This window comes from Pacificispira sp. HM-600 (assembly GCF_977993705.1).
Genome location: NZ_OZ388079.1, coordinates 1,687,998 through 1,702,445, shown reverse-complemented (window position 1 = coordinate 1,702,445; position 14,448 = coordinate 1,687,998). Strand labels below are relative to the sequence as shown.

Genomic DNA, 14,448 nt, shown 5'->3' with positions numbered 1-14,448 from the left:
TGAGTCCGATGGCGGGGTCCGCAGTGCTTACGGCGTGGCCATTCCCGTCAGGACCTCGACCAGGTGCGGTCCGAGGGGCCGATCGATCTCACGGACGAAGCGCGTGCGGTGCCCCTCGTGGTGCAGATCGCCCAGGCGCTGATTACGCAGGTCGGCGATCGTCTGCCCGCGGCCCGGGCCATCGCTCGTGTCGACCGTGATCGGCACGAGCGGAGCACGGGTCGCCGTGACATCGCCCACGGCGAGTGCGGCAGCGAGCGGGTCGTGCAGTGCGCACATCCGTCGCCCGTAGGTGGGTTCGTAGAAGTCGAAATAGTGGTCGAGGATCTGACCGAGGGCGCGGGGGAAGGGTGCCGCCGCCGCGAGGAAGGCGTCGCGGTCGGCCTCTTCCAGGGTGTGCTCCATCGTCACATCGAGCGGCACGAGGGTGACGTCCCAGTCCGCGGCGAACACCTCGGCCGCTGCCTCGGGGTCGTTGCCGATGTTGGCCTCGGCGACCGCGGTGATGTTGCCCGCGGCGACCCCCGCGCCGCCCATGATCGTGACGGACCGGATGCGTTGGGTCAGGGTCGGGTCGGCCTGCAAAGCCAGCGCGAGGTTCGTCAGTGGGCCGATCGCGACGATTTCGAGGTCGCCCGCGTACTCGTGCGAGAGCTCGAGCAGCAAGTCGACAGCGTGGCCGTCGCGCGGCTCGCGGGTGCTGCGCGGCAGCTCGACATCGCCGATGCCGTTCGCGCCGTGCACGTGGGGTGCGCCGCCTCCGAAGCCGTGGCTGAGGTGGTCGTGAGCGCCGATCGCAACCGGGACATCCGGCTGCCCGGCGAGAGCCAGGAGGTCGAGGGTGTTGCGCGCCGCGGGGGCAGAGGCGAGGTTACCGCTCACGGTCCCGATGCCGACGAGGCGGACGGCGGGGGATGCGAGCAGATACCCGAGGGCGACGGCGTCGTCGACACCCGTGTCGCAGTCGAGGTAGAGAGGGCGGGGCGTGGCGGCGATGATGATCTCCTTCGGTGGGGGGAGCGACGCCATCGTCGTCCGAGCGCCCGGCGGTACGAACGGGCTCACTGGGTTATACCCCGGCGAGGGCTAAGACGGCAAAACGCCCCGGGGATGGTGGAATGGCCGGTATGGCTCTTCCCCCTCGCGCGCCCCTCGCCGTCGTCGGCAGCATCAACGTTGACCTGACCGCGAGTGTCGCGCGACTACCCGGACCGGGCGAGACCGTGCTCGGCGGCACGCTCGCCCGTGAGCCCGGCGGCAAGGGGGCGAACCAGGCCGCCGCGGCCGCGCGGCTCGGCGCACCGGTTCGCATGATCGGCTGCGTCGGTGACGACACGGACGGGCGGTGGATGCTCGAGGGGCTCGCGAACGCCGGCGTCGATGTCAGCGGCGTGTGGCTCGGCGATGAAGCAACCGGCACGGCGCTCATCACGGTCGACGCGGAGGGCGAGAACCAGATCGCCGTCTGCCAGGGCGCGAATGCGGATGTCTCGCTGCTCGGTGTCTCGTTCGAGCCCGCAGAGGCGGTGCTCGTTCAGCTCGAGGTTCCGATGGATATCGTGTCGGCGCTCGCCGTATCGGTGCCCGGGTATCTCGCGATCAATGCGGCCCCCGCGACTGCCCTGCCGGAGGCGGTGGTCGCGCGCGCCGACCTGATCATCGTGAACGAGACGGAGTACGCGCTGCTGCCCGAACTCGCCGGAGCGCGGACGGTCGCCGTGACCTACGGCGCGGACGGCGCGGCGCTCCGCCGCGACGGGGTGGAGGTGGCGCGGGTCCCTTCGCCGCGCGTCGAAGCCGTCAGCTCGGTCGGGGCGGGCGATGCATTCTGCGCCGCCCTGACCCTGGCGCTGCATGCCGGCTGGGATGACGAGGCTGCGCTGACGGCCGCCTGCGCCGTCGGGGCCGATGCGGTGCGGCATCCGTCGGCGCAACCGCCGCTTCGGCCGCTCGCGGACTACGCCCCGCTCGCCTGAGTGATTCACGCTTCGGCTGCAGGCTCGCGCATCCGCACCACTGATTCACGTAGCGGATGTCGCGAACTGGAGCCCTTGCGGTGCTCGAAGGTCAGGCGGTGGGAGGGGACACTCGCGCGGCCAATCGATCAAGATCTGCCTCGACCATGCGGATATCCCGAGCGAACTCGTCGTCGGTCAGCTCGATCTGACGAACGGTGAAGATCACCTCGGACCCCTCGGGGTGCGCGACGACGCGAAGAGGGTTGGTCACGACCGTGCCCGAAGGCAGGGTTACGTCGTGGTCGAGCACGCCGAATGGGTTCCGCTCGACGAAGCGGACGCGCACCGGACCCATCGGTGACGCGACCACGAGGTCGTCGCCGTCGCGGGTCACGTCCGACTGGGCCAGGCCAGCAGCCCACGCGGGGAGGTTCTCAACCTTCAACGCGTATGCGTAAACGACCTCGGCGGGTGCGTTGATGACACGGCTGACGTGATGGCTCCTCATGATGCCAGCCTGACACGCGGGCACCGCCGATTCGTTGTACCCGCGCGCTACCGTTGCCGGATGGATCTGCAGCTTCGTGACCGAGTCATCCTCGTCGTCGGTGGTCATGGCCTTCTCGGCCGTGCGATCGTCGAGCAGCTGACGGCAGAGGGAGCTGTGGCCGTTCCCGCGTCGCGAACGAGCGCCACTGGCATCGTGATGGACGCCGCCGACGACGCATCCGTTTCCGCGGGGATGGCTCGGATTCTCGAATCTCACGGGCGCCTGGACGGCGTCGTCGTGGCCGCTGCCCCGAGCGCGCGAACGTTGGATCCCGCGAAGAACTCCGAGCCCGCACAGGTGGGCGATGCCGTCGACGGGAAGGCGCTGACCTTCGTCCGCGTCGCCAACGCCGCCCTCCGGCACATGCATGACATCTGCTACGGGCGCATCGTCGGGATCAGCGGTCAGAACGCTTTCGTCACGGGCAACATGGCGGGTTCGATCCGGAACGCGGCACTCATCATTGCCGCAAAGCACCTTGCGGATGAAGCGGCGGGAACGGGCGTGACCGTGAACGTCGTGAATCCCGGGATCGTCGCGGACGACCCCTCGCCGGATGTGCCGGTGGGCGCGAGCGGCCAGTCGACGCCCGCGGACACGGCGCGGCTCGTCACATTCCTGCTGTCCCCGCTCTCGGGAACGGTGTCGGGTGAATCCATTGCGGTGGGGCATCGCACGCGAGGATTCGTGGGGCTCTGAGCCCCGGGAGCGGTCGGACTCTTCCCTGACGAGCGCCACAAGGCGGCAGCGGCGTTATGGAATACTGACCGCGTGAGGACACCCCGCGTCGCCGCTCTGCTCCTGACCGTCCTGGCCCTGGGGGGACTGACGTCGTGCACGTTCGGTGCTCCGACGCCCGAAGCCGACAGCGCCGCATCGCCCTCGGCGTCCCCGCGTTCGACGCCCGCGCCCACGCCGAGCCCCGCGCCGACGTCCTCACCCCTGCCGACCGTATCGCCGTCACCGAGTGCATCTCCGACGGACCCGGGCGGGTCCCGCGGCGGCTCTCGGGGCGGCCGCTCGGGCGGCGGGGGGAACTCGGGCGGCGGCAACTCGGGGGGCGGCGGCACTCCGCAGCCCCAGCCGACCACACATCCCACTGCGGCACCCACCCCTACGCCCACGCCCACCGTGCCTCCGGCATGCCCGACAAGCAGCACCGATCCGGTCATCCCCGTCCTGGATTTCGGTTCCATCGCCGCGTTCTCGACGACCGCGTTGGCTCAGGGCGAAGACTGCACGGGCTTCAGATCGTTCCTCTCGACCGGTTTACCGCAGTACGACTCGCAGTCGTTCGAGTTCTTCGGTCACCTCGTCGACGATCAGGGCGCGACCAATTCCATCGCGCTGATGTCGCAGGGCAACACCGTGATCCCCGGGCTCCAGGTGCCGTGGTTGACGATGGAAGAATCGGGCCTGATCTTCAACCGACTTTCGCTCAACCAGGGTCCGACCTTCGGTGGCATCGACGGTCTCGCCGACATCTCGGTGCCCACCACGATCAGCTACCAGCCGTGGAACATCCACGTCGAGCAGCAGAACACCGGCGATCCCGAGCAGATCGTCGATATGCGTGTCGTGTCCGGCGCGATCGGCGCGGTGGGGTCGGTGTATCAGCTGACCGTTTCGGTCGAGACAGGAATGGCCGGGTCCAACGCGAGGGAGTGGACGACGCTCTCGGTGCGAGCGAAAGACGTCACCGGCATCATCCAGTGGGGGTATGGCCCCAACGGATTCTTCCCGCTGTGGATGTTCGACGGCGCCCCCCTTCCCGCATCCGGTGGTCCGATCCCCACCACGGACCAGCGCACGCCGATCATGAACCAGTACGGCGGCGACATCGGCGCGTACCTCGAAGCGACCGGTGACCCCATGACCGGTCAGGGATCGCACTACTACTCGATGCCCCTGGTGAAGGTCGAGGAGTGGTCGGTGCAGATCGGGTCGACGTACGTGGCAAGCGGCACCGAAGGTCTGCTGTTCTTCGACAACCTCACCGAGACCTACAACGACGCGGCACAGTACGTCGTGGGCAACGGATATGAATGGACCGAGTTCTCGGTGCAACTCCCCGACAGCCTGCAGGGCATGCTGATCGCGACGACCGGGCAGCAGGAGGTCGGACAGCTGCATTACGCGATGATCGGCGGTGCGGGCTCTTCGCAGTCGGCCAACGGCACCCTGCAGCCGACCGCCAACTGGCCACAGGATGCGATTCACATCACACCGACCGCCGACACCTGGACCTCGCCGCACAGTTGCTACGTCTATCACCTGGACTACACCGTGCAGCTCGACGGATCATCGACCCGCCCCGCGGCGGACCTCGTCTTCAGCGCCACCGCGTCCGATCAAGAACTCAATGCCCTGAACCGCGCGGTGTACGAGGGCCTCTTCTCCTACACGGGCACCCTCGGGGGCGAGGCCGTGAGCGGATACGCGTGGGGCGAGATCCAGGGCGTCCCGCCGACCGGAAATCCCGTTCCGCCGAACTGCTAGCCCTGCTCGTTCCGGCGGCGTCTACGCGAGAGTCCCGCCGCGCGGCCCGTGGCGACACGTCGGGACAGTGGAGGGGCTGACGGGAATCGTCCCCACCGCCTCTCCACACGTCGCTGCGCGACGCGCGGAGCCTCCGGCGGCGTGGGCCCACCGTCGGTTCGATTCCCGCCCACACGACAATCGCCCCGCCGCTCGGCCTGCGGCCGAACGTCGGAGCGATGGAGGGGCTGACGGGAATCGAACCCGCGCTATCTGCTTGGGAAGCAGAAGTTCTGCCATTGAACTACAGCCCCAGAGCACCTTGCGGTGCCCGGCCAGCCTAGCAAACGGGCACTGTTGCGCTCGCGCGGTTCACAATTCAGTCTCCACGGCCCGAGTCGGACGCCGGTGAGCCGGAAGTCCGCGGGATCTCAAGGGAATGTCGCGCGGGCCGTTTCGCAGAGACTGAGTTACGAACGCGATCGGCTCGGGATGCGGAGGGGGTACTCGCCGTGGCGCGGGCAGATGCCGCAGCCCCGCGAACCAGCACAAGAAGGCAAGCGCCGTCGCGATCACGGCGACGAACGCGTACGCAACGACCCCCGCGGTATCCACTCGAGGCGGTGCGCCCTCCACCGTGACGGCCAGGATCGTGAGGACGAGCCCGCCGGCGAGCAGCTGCCAGGATGTCGTGGCAACCAGGGGGGTGGAATCCACCCACCGGGTCGTGAGGATCGCGCCGAACGACGACAGCAGCAGGGCGGCCACTGACGCCACGATGCCCCAGGCATCCATGCCTGCCGCGCCGAGGCCGACGACGAGTGTGACGCCTCCGATCCCCAGCGCCGCGCCCAGCGCGAGGCGGAGCGTCGGGCGTTCGCCCAGCAGGGGCCACGCCATGCCCGCGAGCGCCAGGGGTGCGAGAGCCATGACGGACGCCGCAATGGAGGTTGGCAAGAGCTGGGCCGAGACGTAGACCAGGACGAAGAACCCGCCGAAGTTGAGCGTTCCGAGGATGAGCGAGCGCCACCACCATGAGCCGCGCGGCAGGCGTCGCGTTATGAGCAACAGCAGCAGACCCGCTGGCAGAGCGCGGAGCGCGGCGCCCCAGAGCGGCGAGTCCGCGGGCAGAAACTGGCGTGTCACAAAATATGTCGCGCCCCACGCGACGGGGGCGACGGCCGTGATCAGAAACCAGCGCCATTTAACTTCCATGGAAGACACTATAGCTTCTATGGAAGATATAGTGGGCGGATGAGTGTTCTCGATCGTGTCGATCAGATCCAATCGGAGTGGCGCAGGGAGCGGCCCGACCTGGATGTATCTCCGATGGCGCTGATTGGGCGCATCCATCGCCTGGGCGATCGCCTGCGGGACGAACTGCTGATCGTCTACCGCCGCTTCGGGCTGAACGAGGGCGAGTTCGACCTGCTCGCGACGCTGCGCCGCGCGGGGGCGCCCTTCGAGGCAGCGCCCGGCGAGCTCGCGCGCCACACGATGGTCACGACGGGCGCGGTGTCGAAGCGCCTGGACCGACTCGAAGCCGCGGGTCTCGTGCATCGACGCGAGAGCGACGCGGATGGCCGTGGCCGAGTCGTCGCGCTGACGGAAGCGGGCCGTCGCACAATTGACGAGGCCTTCGCCGCGCACATGAGCAATGAGGCTCGTCTGGTGGAGTCGCTCACTCCCGGCCAGCGCGCGCAGCTCGAGCCGCTGCTGCGGGCCTGGCTGTCCCCCCTCGAAGGGTGACCGGATTCGGACGCGTCGCGCGGTTCGCAATTCAGTCTCGGCGGGGCGGGCTCGGCGGCTGCGGGCCCTGCGCCCCCGTGTTTTCGGGTGGTCACAGCGCGGTCGGGTTCGCGGAGACTGAATTGCGAACACGACGGGCTCGGTAGGCTGAGGCCGTGCTGCTCTCGGACCGTGACATCAAGCTCGAACTCGACGCGCGGCGGATCGGGCTCGAGCCCTACGACCCGCAGATGGTGCAGCCATCCAGCGTCGACGTGCGGCTCGACCGGTACTTCCGGCTCTTCGACAACCACAAGTACCCCTTCATCGACCCGGCCGAGGATCAGCCCGAGCTGACCCACCTGATCGAGACCGCACCGCACGAGCCGTTCATCCTGCATCCGGGGGAGTTCGTGCTGGGCAGCACCTTCGAACTGATCACGTTGCCCGACGACGTGGCGGCCCGGCTCGAGGGCAAGTCGTCGCTCGGACGCCTCGGCCTGCTCACGCACTCGACCGCCGGGTTCATCGACCCGGGATTCTCGGGCCACGTCACGCTCGAGCTCTCGAACGTCGCGACCCTGCCGATCAAGCTGTGGCCCGGCATGAAGATCGGACAGCTGTGCTTCTTCCGGCTGTCTTCGCCGACCGAGAACCCGTACGGCTCGGGTCCCTACGGCAACCGATATCAGGGGCAGCGCGGGCCTACCGCGTCCCGATCGTTCCAGAACTTCCACCGCACCGACGTCGGCGTCACCGACTCGGGTGCCGCCGGAGGCTGACACGAAACGATCCTCGCGCCCAACCTGTTCGGTCGGATGCGAGGATCGATGTCTGCGCGGCGAGTGCGCCGGTTATTGCCGAGATGTGCGTTTAGTCGCGGGCAATGACCGGCTCTTTCGAGCGCAACGGGCGCACTCGCGCGCCGGCCGAGGCATCAGGATGCCTCGGCGCGCTCCTTCGCGGCGCGGAAGCCTGCGTCGAAGCCGCGCTCGAACGCGCGCTCGCCGTGGCGCTCGCCGCGGTGCCCGTGGTGGTGGCCCTTCGCGCCGTGACCCTCGGGGCCGCAGTGCTCGGGGGAGCCGCGGTGTCCGAAGCCAGGGCCGAATCCGGCGTCGGCGCCCGGAGCGAAGCGAGCACCGAACGCACGACCCGGACCGAAGCCCGGACTGAAGCCCGGGCCAAAGCCGGGCCGGAAGCCCGGGTCGAACCCGCGGCCGGGGCCGAAGCCCCGACCGGGACCGAAGCCCCGACCGGGACCGAAGCCCGGGCGTCCGCGCTCGCCGCGAGGCATCCGCTCGCTCCCATCCCAGCCCAGTTCGCGGGCGATGGCCTCGAGCGAGGCGGTCAGGGTCGCGTAGTCCTCGGGGCTCACGGCGCCCGAGACGCGCTCGCGGATGCCGTCGACGATCCCGCCGAGGCGTTCTTTCGCGGCGCGTCCTTCGTCGGTGAGTGCCCAGGCGTCATCCGTGCGAGCGACCCAACCGCGTTCGGCCAGGGCGCGCAGACGTTTGCCGCCGCGTCCGTGCACGCGGGAAGCGAGCCAGCCGGGCACGTCAATGTCGCCGGACACCGCGTTCAGCAGCATCCGATCGCGTCGTTCGACGTCCTCCGCGGCGAGAGCCGTCGCGAACTCGCGACCGATCATCGCTTCCACGGCGCGCAGCCAGTAGCTGAGAGGGAGGGCAGGGGTGGGGCGATCCTCGTCGGGGCCGCCGTTCGGGGTGTTCTGTGTGTCAGTCATGAAAAGTCCTTTCAGGTGTCCGGATGAACAGCCGGACACAATTGCATGTCATATTGCATGTGCATGTACTGTCACATGTAAATCGGTCTATGTCAAGTCGCATGTAAATTGGTGGCATGGCCGACGAAGATTCCGGAGCTGCGGGCGCGCATCAGCCCGACGATGCCGACGCGATCGCCGCGGCTCTCGCCCGACTCCGCGGCCGACGGATGCCCCGACCACCCTGGAGCGAGGACGGACCCCCGCGCAGCGCCGGCATGCACGGCGGACCCCCGTGGATGCGCGGCGGCCCGCACCGTGGCGGACATCCGCACGCGGGCTCACCTCCATGGGTGCCGCCGCGCCTGGGTGGACCTGCGCGAATGCGGTTGCTCGAGACCCTTGCTCAGGCATCCGGTCCCCTGTCCGTTGGCGAGATCGCCGACGCGATCGGCGTCGATCAGCCCCGGGCATCCCGCCTGGTGCAGCAGGGCGTCGACCTCGGTGTCGTGCGTCGGGAGGCCGACCCCGACGATGCGCGTCGAACCCGCGTCGCACTGACGGATGCCGGATCTGCCCTTGTGCGCGGCTTCCGCGGCGACCGTCGCGAGGCTGTGGATCGCGCTCTGTCGACCTTCACCGACCAGGAGCGCGCGGATCTTGCGCGCCTGTTGAACAAGCTCGCGGACGGATGGCCGAGCGCCTGAGCCCTAGCCTCGGGCTTTCACGCTTGTGGTCCGGCGACCGTGCGTGTTGGATAGGGAAAGTGCTCCTGACCTGGGAGAATAAGGCTTGTCGAGAGTCGTATTGATCCGCAAGAAGGAGCACCTTCAGGGTGAAGAATACCGGAGCGTATCCCCGCGTGAATGTTGACACCGCGAGGGTGTCCGCGATCGGTCAAGCGGGCGGTGTGCTGCTGACCGAAACCGCACGCGCCACTGGTCTTGACCGGGCGCTGTCCGAGGCTCTCGGGCCGTGGCGGAAGCCGTTTGCGATCCATGATCCCGGGAAAGTTGTCGTGGATCTTGCGATCGCGCTCACGTTGGGTGGTGACGCTCTCGCTGACATCGGGGTGCTCCGCGGCGAGCCAGGGGTGTTCGGGCCGGTCGCATCAGACCCGACGGTGTCCCGCACGATCGCGGCCCTCGCTGCTGACCCGGACCGCGCGATCGCTGCGATCAACACCGCGAGAGCCACTGCTCGGGAGCGGGCGTGGTCGCTGGCCGGTGAGCACGCGCCCGGTCACGCCGCGACGGTGAAGGACCCGCTGATCATCGATCTGGATGCGACGTTGATCACCGCGCACTCCGAGAAAGAACACGCCGCACCGACATACAAGCGCGGCTTCGGCTTTCATCCGTTGTGCGCGTTTCTCGACCACGGGAAACCCGGGGCGGGTGAGGCGCTCGCGATCAAGCTCCGCCCGGGCAACGCCGGCTCGAACACCGCCGCGGACCACATCGACGTCGTGAAACAAGCGCTCGCGCAGTTGCCCGGAGGTTCGGCCCGGCCGGGGAAGAGCGTGCTGATCCGCGCCGACGGTGCCGGTGGAACGCACGAGTTCGTGAAGTGGCTCAGCGGGCGCCGGTTGGCGTATTCGGTGGGGTTCACGCTCCCTCAGTTCACCCCGGAGCTGTATCGGAAGATCCCCGAGAAGGTGTGGGCACCGGCCTACAACGCGGCCGAAGAAGGCCGCCCGGGTGCGGATGTCGCCGAGTTCACCGGGATCCTCGACCTCACGAAATGGCCGCCAGGGATGCGTGTCATCGTGCGCCGCGAACGACCACACCCCGGCGCGCAACTGCGGTTCGATGACGTCGACGGTTACCGCCTGACCGCGTTCGCCACGAACACGGCCCGCGGGCAACTCGCCGCCCTCGAGCTGCGGCACCGTCGGCGGGCGCGCTGCGAGGACCGCATCCGTATCGCGAAAGACACCGGACTGCGCAACCTGCCCCTGAAAGCGTTCGATCAGAACCGCATTTGGTGCCACCTCGTGGCCCTCGCGTCCGAACTGATGGCCTGGATGGGAATGCTCGCGCACCCCACCGATGCCGCCCGCCGGTGGGAACCGAAACGGTTACGGCTGCGGCTGTTCTCCATCCCGGCAGCGATCGCGCGGCACGGCCGGCGCACGACCCTGCACCTCTCCGACCGGGCAACCTGGGTCGCCACGGCCCTCGCGGCGATCACCGGGCTGCGCGCTCACGCGCGGGCGCCCGGCTGACGCCGGCAGCCTTCAGTCCACCCACGACAGCACCGCCCCGGACCGGAACCCCGCCCACGCAGCGACACGCGACTCATTGTCGTACCCAGGCGACAGAATCAGGTTCAAGCGAGCGCACCCACGCTCATTCGACCCCGCTCACAACGACCATGAAAGGTCGAGGCTAGGCATCCGTCGGCCGTCATCCGCGCCGCACGGGTAGGGGGAGCGGCGGTCAGGCGCGGTCGGCGATGCGCTGCCCGGTTTTGACCGGCACCAGAAGCAACAGGCCGACCAGCAGCACGAGCACGATGCCGAGGATGCCGAAGTAGGCCTCGCCCGAGACCCCCACGAAGATCGCGAACATCGTCGGCGCGAGGAACGAGACAGCGCGTCCCGTTGTCGCGTAGAGCCCGAAGACCTCGCCCTCGCGTCCCGGCGGGATCGAGCGCGCGAGAAAGGTTCGCGACGCGGATTGGGCGGGCCCGACGAAGAGGGTCAGCGCGAGGCCGGCCGTCCAGAACACGATCTGCCCGCCGTCGTGGAGGAAGAAGACGAGCGATCCCGAAACGATGAGACCGATCAGGGCGATGACAATCACGGGCTTCGCGCCGATGCGGTCGTCGAGCGATCCGACGGCGATCGTCGAGATTCCCGCGACGATGTTCGCGGCGATCGCGAAGATGATGACCTCGCCGGGCGAAAAGCCGAAGACGGATGCCGCGAGCACCCCGCCGAACGTGAACACCCCGGCCAGCCCGTCCCGGAACACCGCGCTGGCGAGCAGGAACCAGACCGTCTGGCGGCTGTCGCGCCAGAGGTGCGCGATGTCGCGCCCGAGTCGCGCGTAGGAGGTGAAGAATCCGACCTTCTCGCGGCGCGTGCCCGCGCCTTTGTACTCGGGTACCACGAACAGGACGGGGAGCGCGAAGAGGCCGAACCACACCGCCCCGACGATCATCGACAAGCGCACGTCGAGACCGTTCTCGCTCGGTAGCCCGAAGAGGCCCTGAATGAAGCCGAAGTACACGATCAACAGCAGGACGATCCCGCCGATGTAGCCCATGCCCCAGCCGAAGCCGCTGACGCGTCCGATCGAGCGGGGAGTCGAGACCTGCGTGAGCATCGCGTTGTAGTTGACACCCGCGAATTCGAAGAAGACGTTGCCCGCGGCCAGGAGCAGGAGGCCGAGCCACAGGAACGAGGGGTCCGGCTGCACGAAAAACAGGGCGAGGGTGATGCCCACGACGATGTAGGTGTTGACCGCGAGCCAGAGCTTGCGGCGTCCCGAGGTGTCGGAGCGCTGGCCGGTCACGGGCGCGAGAAGCGCGATCAGCAGGCCCGCGGCAGCGAGGGCCCACCCGAGCTGCGCCTCGACGGTGCCCTCCGGGCCGAAGCTCGAACTCGTCAGATAGACGGCGAAGACGAAGGTCGTCACGACCGCATTGAACGATGCCGAGCCCCAGTCCCAGAGACCCCAGGCGATGACGCGCTTGCGGCTGGTGCTCGCAGGTCCGTCGCCGGTGGCGCCGAGGGCGGCCAGGGCATCGGTGGATGTCGCGGGTGCCACCCGGGCGAGGTTCTCGGGCGTGCGGGCCTCAGCGTTCGGGTGGTCGGGGTCGCTCATGTGCGGCAAGTTATGGCCCTTCGGTGAACGGCGGGTGACCCGGGGCCGCGACGGTGCGGCGCGCTCAGGCTATACCCGGGTCGCCGCTATGACATTGCGGGTGCCGCGGCAACGGCGTTCGAGCAAAGTTGAGCCGGTTCATATCAAGTTCATTTGACGTTCTCGCGGGTGAGGGATACCCTTGAGTCATAACGGCTCAACCCGTCTGATTCACCCCGAACCGGACGACGTCGAGACGCACCAGACTTCAGGCCGCGGCATCCGCCCGGCCTCACACGAAGAAGAGAGAGACACACATGCCACGTGCAGTTGGAATCGACCTCGGCACGACCAACTCGGTCGTCAGCGTCCTCGAGGGCGGCGAGCCCAAGGTCATCGCAAACGCCGAGGGCTTCCGCACGACCCCCTCAGTCGTCGCATTCACGAAGGACGGCGAGGTGCTCGTCGGCGAGACCGCCAAGCGCCAGGCCGTCACCAACGTCGACCGCACGATCTCGTCCGTCAAGCGCCACATGGGCACCGACTGGACGTTCGACGTCGACGGCAAGAAGTGGACGCCGCAGGAGATCTCGGCGCGCATCCTCGGCAAGCTCAAGCGCGACGCCGAGGAATACCTGGGCGACAGCGTCACCGACGCCGTCATCACCGTTCCCGCGTACTTCAACGATGCCGAGCGCCAGGCGACGAAGGAGGCCGGCGAGATCGCGGGTCTCAACGTCCTGCGCATCATCAACGAGCCCACCGCTGCTGCCCTGGCCTACGGCCTCGACCGCGGCAAGGAAGACGAGCTCATCCTCGTCTTCGACCTCGGTGGCGGCACGTTCGACGTCTCGCTGCTCGAGGTGGGCAAGGACGACGACTTCTCCACGATTCAGGTCCGCTCGACCGCCGGCGACAACCGCCTCGGTGGAGACGACTGGGACCAGCGGGTCGTCGATCACCTGATCAAGCAGTTCAAGGACACCACGGGCGTGGATGTCGCGGGCGACAAGATCGCCCTGCAGCGCCTCAAGGAGGCCGCGGAGCAGGCGAAGAAGGAGCTCTCGAGCTCGAGCTCGACGAGCATCAACCTGCCCTACCTGTCGCTGACCGAGAACGGCCCCGTGTCGCTCTCCGAGACGCTGACACGCGCCAAGTTCGAGGACCTGACGAAGGACCTGCTCGACCGCACCAAGAAGCCGTTCGAGGATGTCATCCGCGAGGCCGGCATCAAGGTTGCGGACATCGACCACGTCGTGCTCGTCGGTGGCTCGACCCGTATGCCCGCCGTTGCCGAACTCGTCAAGCGCGAGGCCGGCAAGGAAGCCAACAAGGGCGTCAACCCGGACGAGGTCGTCGCCGTCGGCGCGGCCCTCCAGGCCGGTGTGCTGAAGGGTGAGCGCAAGGACGTTCTGCTCATCGACGTGACCCCCCTGAGCCTCGGCATCGAGACCAAGGGCGGCATCATGACGAAGCTCATCGAGCGCAACACGGCCATCCCGACCAAGCGCAGCGAGACCTTCACGACGGCCGACGACAACCAGCCGTCCGTGGCGATCCAGGTCTTCCAGGGCGAGCGTGAATTCACACGCGACAACAAGCCGCTCGGAACGTTCGAGCTCACCGGCATCGCTCCGGCTCCCCGCGGCATCCCGCAGGTCGAGGTCACCTTCGACCTGGACGCCAACGGAATCGTGCACGTGTCTGCCAAGGACAAGGGCACCGGCAAGGAGCAGTCGATGACCATCACGGGTGGCTCGTCGCTGCCCAAGGAGGACATCGAGCGCATGGTGCGCGAGGCCGAAGAGCACGCCGCGGAAGACAAGAAGCGCCGCGAGTTCGCCGAGGTCCGCAACCAGGCCGAGACCCTCTCGTACTCGATCGAGAAGCTCATCCAGGACAACGCCGACAAGCTGCCCGAGGACGTCAAGTCGTCGGTGCAGGCCGACGTCGACGCGCTGAAGACGGCTCTTGCGGGCGACGACGACGAGGCTGTGAAGGCCGCGTTCGACACCCTCAACGCCAGCCAGGGCAAGCTCGGCGAAGCGATCTACGCCTCGTCGCAGGCGGCGGGCGATTCGGCGGGCGCAGGGACCGACCCTGACGCGACCGAACCGGGTAACGGCGAGACGCCGAACCCGGAAGAGGACGTCATTGACGCCGAGGTCGTGGACGACGAAGACGAGAAGAAGCAGTAGG

Annotated in this window: 13 protein-coding genes and 1 tRNA gene; 8 read left to right on the top strand and 6 right to left on the bottom strand. The window is 68.2% G+C overall.

What is annotated here, in order from left to right:
• Positions 1 to 27 precede the first annotated feature (27 nt).
• Positions 28 to 1,065, bottom strand: a complete 1,038-nt coding sequence (locus ACXZ1E_RS08060) for a nucleoside hydrolase (RefSeq protein WP_458042842.1) — start codon at positions 1,063 to 1,065, stop codon at positions 28 to 30.
• Positions 1,066 to 1,127: 62 nt separating this feature from the next.
• Here ACXZ1E_RS08060 and ACXZ1E_RS08055 point away from each other — a divergent pair, with 62 nt between their 5' ends.
• The gene (locus ACXZ1E_RS08055) at positions 1,128 to 1,976 is read left to right on the top strand and encodes a ribokinase (RefSeq protein ID WP_458042841.1); all 849 of its coding nucleotides are present in this window, start codon (positions 1,128 to 1,130) and stop codon (positions 1,974 to 1,976) included.
• 91 nt (positions 1,977 to 2,067) lie between these two features.
• Here ACXZ1E_RS08055 and ACXZ1E_RS08050 read toward each other — a convergent pair whose 3' ends face one another.
• A complete protein-coding gene (locus ACXZ1E_RS08050) occupies positions 2,068 to 2,466 on the bottom strand; it encodes an SRPBCC family protein (protein ID WP_458042840.1) in 399 nt (132 codons plus the stop codon).
• Between the two features lie 60 nt (positions 2,467 to 2,526).
• On the opposite strand from ACXZ1E_RS08050, the gene ACXZ1E_RS08045 reads away from it, so the two are divergent.
• The gene (locus tag ACXZ1E_RS08045) at positions 2,527 to 3,207 is read left to right on the top strand and encodes an SDR family NAD(P)-dependent oxidoreductase (RefSeq protein ID WP_458042839.1); all 681 of its coding nucleotides are present in this window, start codon (positions 2,527 to 2,529) and stop codon (positions 3,205 to 3,207) included.
• Positions 3,208 to 3,279: 72 nt separating this feature from the next.
• Complete coding sequence (locus tag ACXZ1E_RS08040; protein ID WP_458042838.1) at positions 3,280 to 5,007, top strand: hypothetical protein; 1,728 nt, start codon at positions 3,280 to 3,282, stop codon at positions 5,005 to 5,007.
• A gap of 219 nt (positions 5,008 to 5,226) precedes the next feature.
• Here the strand turns inward: ACXZ1E_RS08040 and ACXZ1E_RS08035 are convergent.
• Positions 5,227 to 5,300: transfer RNA gene (locus ACXZ1E_RS08035), tRNA-Gly, on the bottom strand.
• Between the two features lie 58 nt (positions 5,301 to 5,358).
• Positions 5,359 to 6,201 (bottom strand): DMT family transporter, encoded by an 843-nt coding sequence (locus ACXZ1E_RS08030; RefSeq protein ID WP_458042837.1) that lies wholly within the window; start codon positions 6,199 to 6,201, stop codon positions 5,359 to 5,361.
• A gap of 39 nt (positions 6,202 to 6,240) precedes the next feature.
• Between ACXZ1E_RS08030 and ACXZ1E_RS08025 the strand changes: the two genes are divergently transcribed.
• Both ACXZ1E_RS08025 and dcd read left to right on the top strand, forming a co-directional pair.
• Positions 6,241 to 6,735 (top strand): MarR family winged helix-turn-helix transcriptional regulator, encoded by a 495-nt coding sequence (locus ACXZ1E_RS08025; RefSeq protein ID WP_458042836.1) that lies wholly within the window; start codon positions 6,241 to 6,243, stop codon positions 6,733 to 6,735.
• Between the two features lie 155 nt (positions 6,736 to 6,890).
• A complete protein-coding gene (gene dcd, locus ACXZ1E_RS08020; RefSeq protein ID WP_458042835.1) occupies positions 6,891 to 7,496 on the top strand; it encodes a dCTP deaminase in 606 nt (201 codons plus the stop codon).
• Between the two features lie 155 nt (positions 7,497 to 7,651).
• Here the strand turns inward: dcd and ACXZ1E_RS08015 are convergent, their stop codons facing one another.
• Positions 7,652 to 8,458, bottom strand: a complete 807-nt coding sequence (locus ACXZ1E_RS08015; RefSeq protein ID WP_458042834.1) for a MarR family winged helix-turn-helix transcriptional regulator — start codon at positions 8,456 to 8,458, stop codon at positions 7,652 to 7,654.
• A 116-nt stretch (positions 8,459 to 8,574) separates the two neighbouring features.
• On the opposite strand from ACXZ1E_RS08015, the gene ACXZ1E_RS08010 reads away from it, so the two are divergent.
• The gene (locus tag ACXZ1E_RS08010; protein ID WP_458042833.1) at positions 8,575 to 9,144 is read left to right on the top strand and encodes a MarR family winged helix-turn-helix transcriptional regulator; all 570 of its coding nucleotides are present in this window, start codon (positions 8,575 to 8,577) and stop codon (positions 9,142 to 9,144) included.
• 128 nt (positions 9,145 to 9,272) lie between these two features.
• Complete coding sequence (locus tag ACXZ1E_RS08005) at positions 9,273 to 10,664, top strand: IS1380 family transposase (RefSeq protein WP_458041077.1); 1,392 nt, start codon at positions 9,273 to 9,275, stop codon at positions 10,662 to 10,664.
• Between the two features lie 214 nt (positions 10,665 to 10,878).
• Here the strand turns inward: ACXZ1E_RS08005 and ACXZ1E_RS08000 are convergent, their stop codons facing one another.
• Positions 10,879 to 12,270: an MFS transporter gene (locus ACXZ1E_RS08000; RefSeq protein ID WP_458042832.1), complete on the bottom strand. Its 1,392-nt coding sequence runs from the start codon at positions 12,268 to 12,270 to the stop codon at positions 10,879 to 10,881.
• Between the two features lie 296 nt (positions 12,271 to 12,566).
• Here ACXZ1E_RS08000 and dnaK point away from each other — a divergent pair, with 296 nt between their 5' ends.
• Positions 12,567 to 14,447, top strand: a complete 1,881-nt coding sequence (gene dnaK, locus ACXZ1E_RS07995; protein ID WP_458042831.1) for a molecular chaperone DnaK — start codon at positions 12,567 to 12,569, stop codon at positions 14,445 to 14,447.
• Position 14,448: the final 1 nt, after the last annotated feature.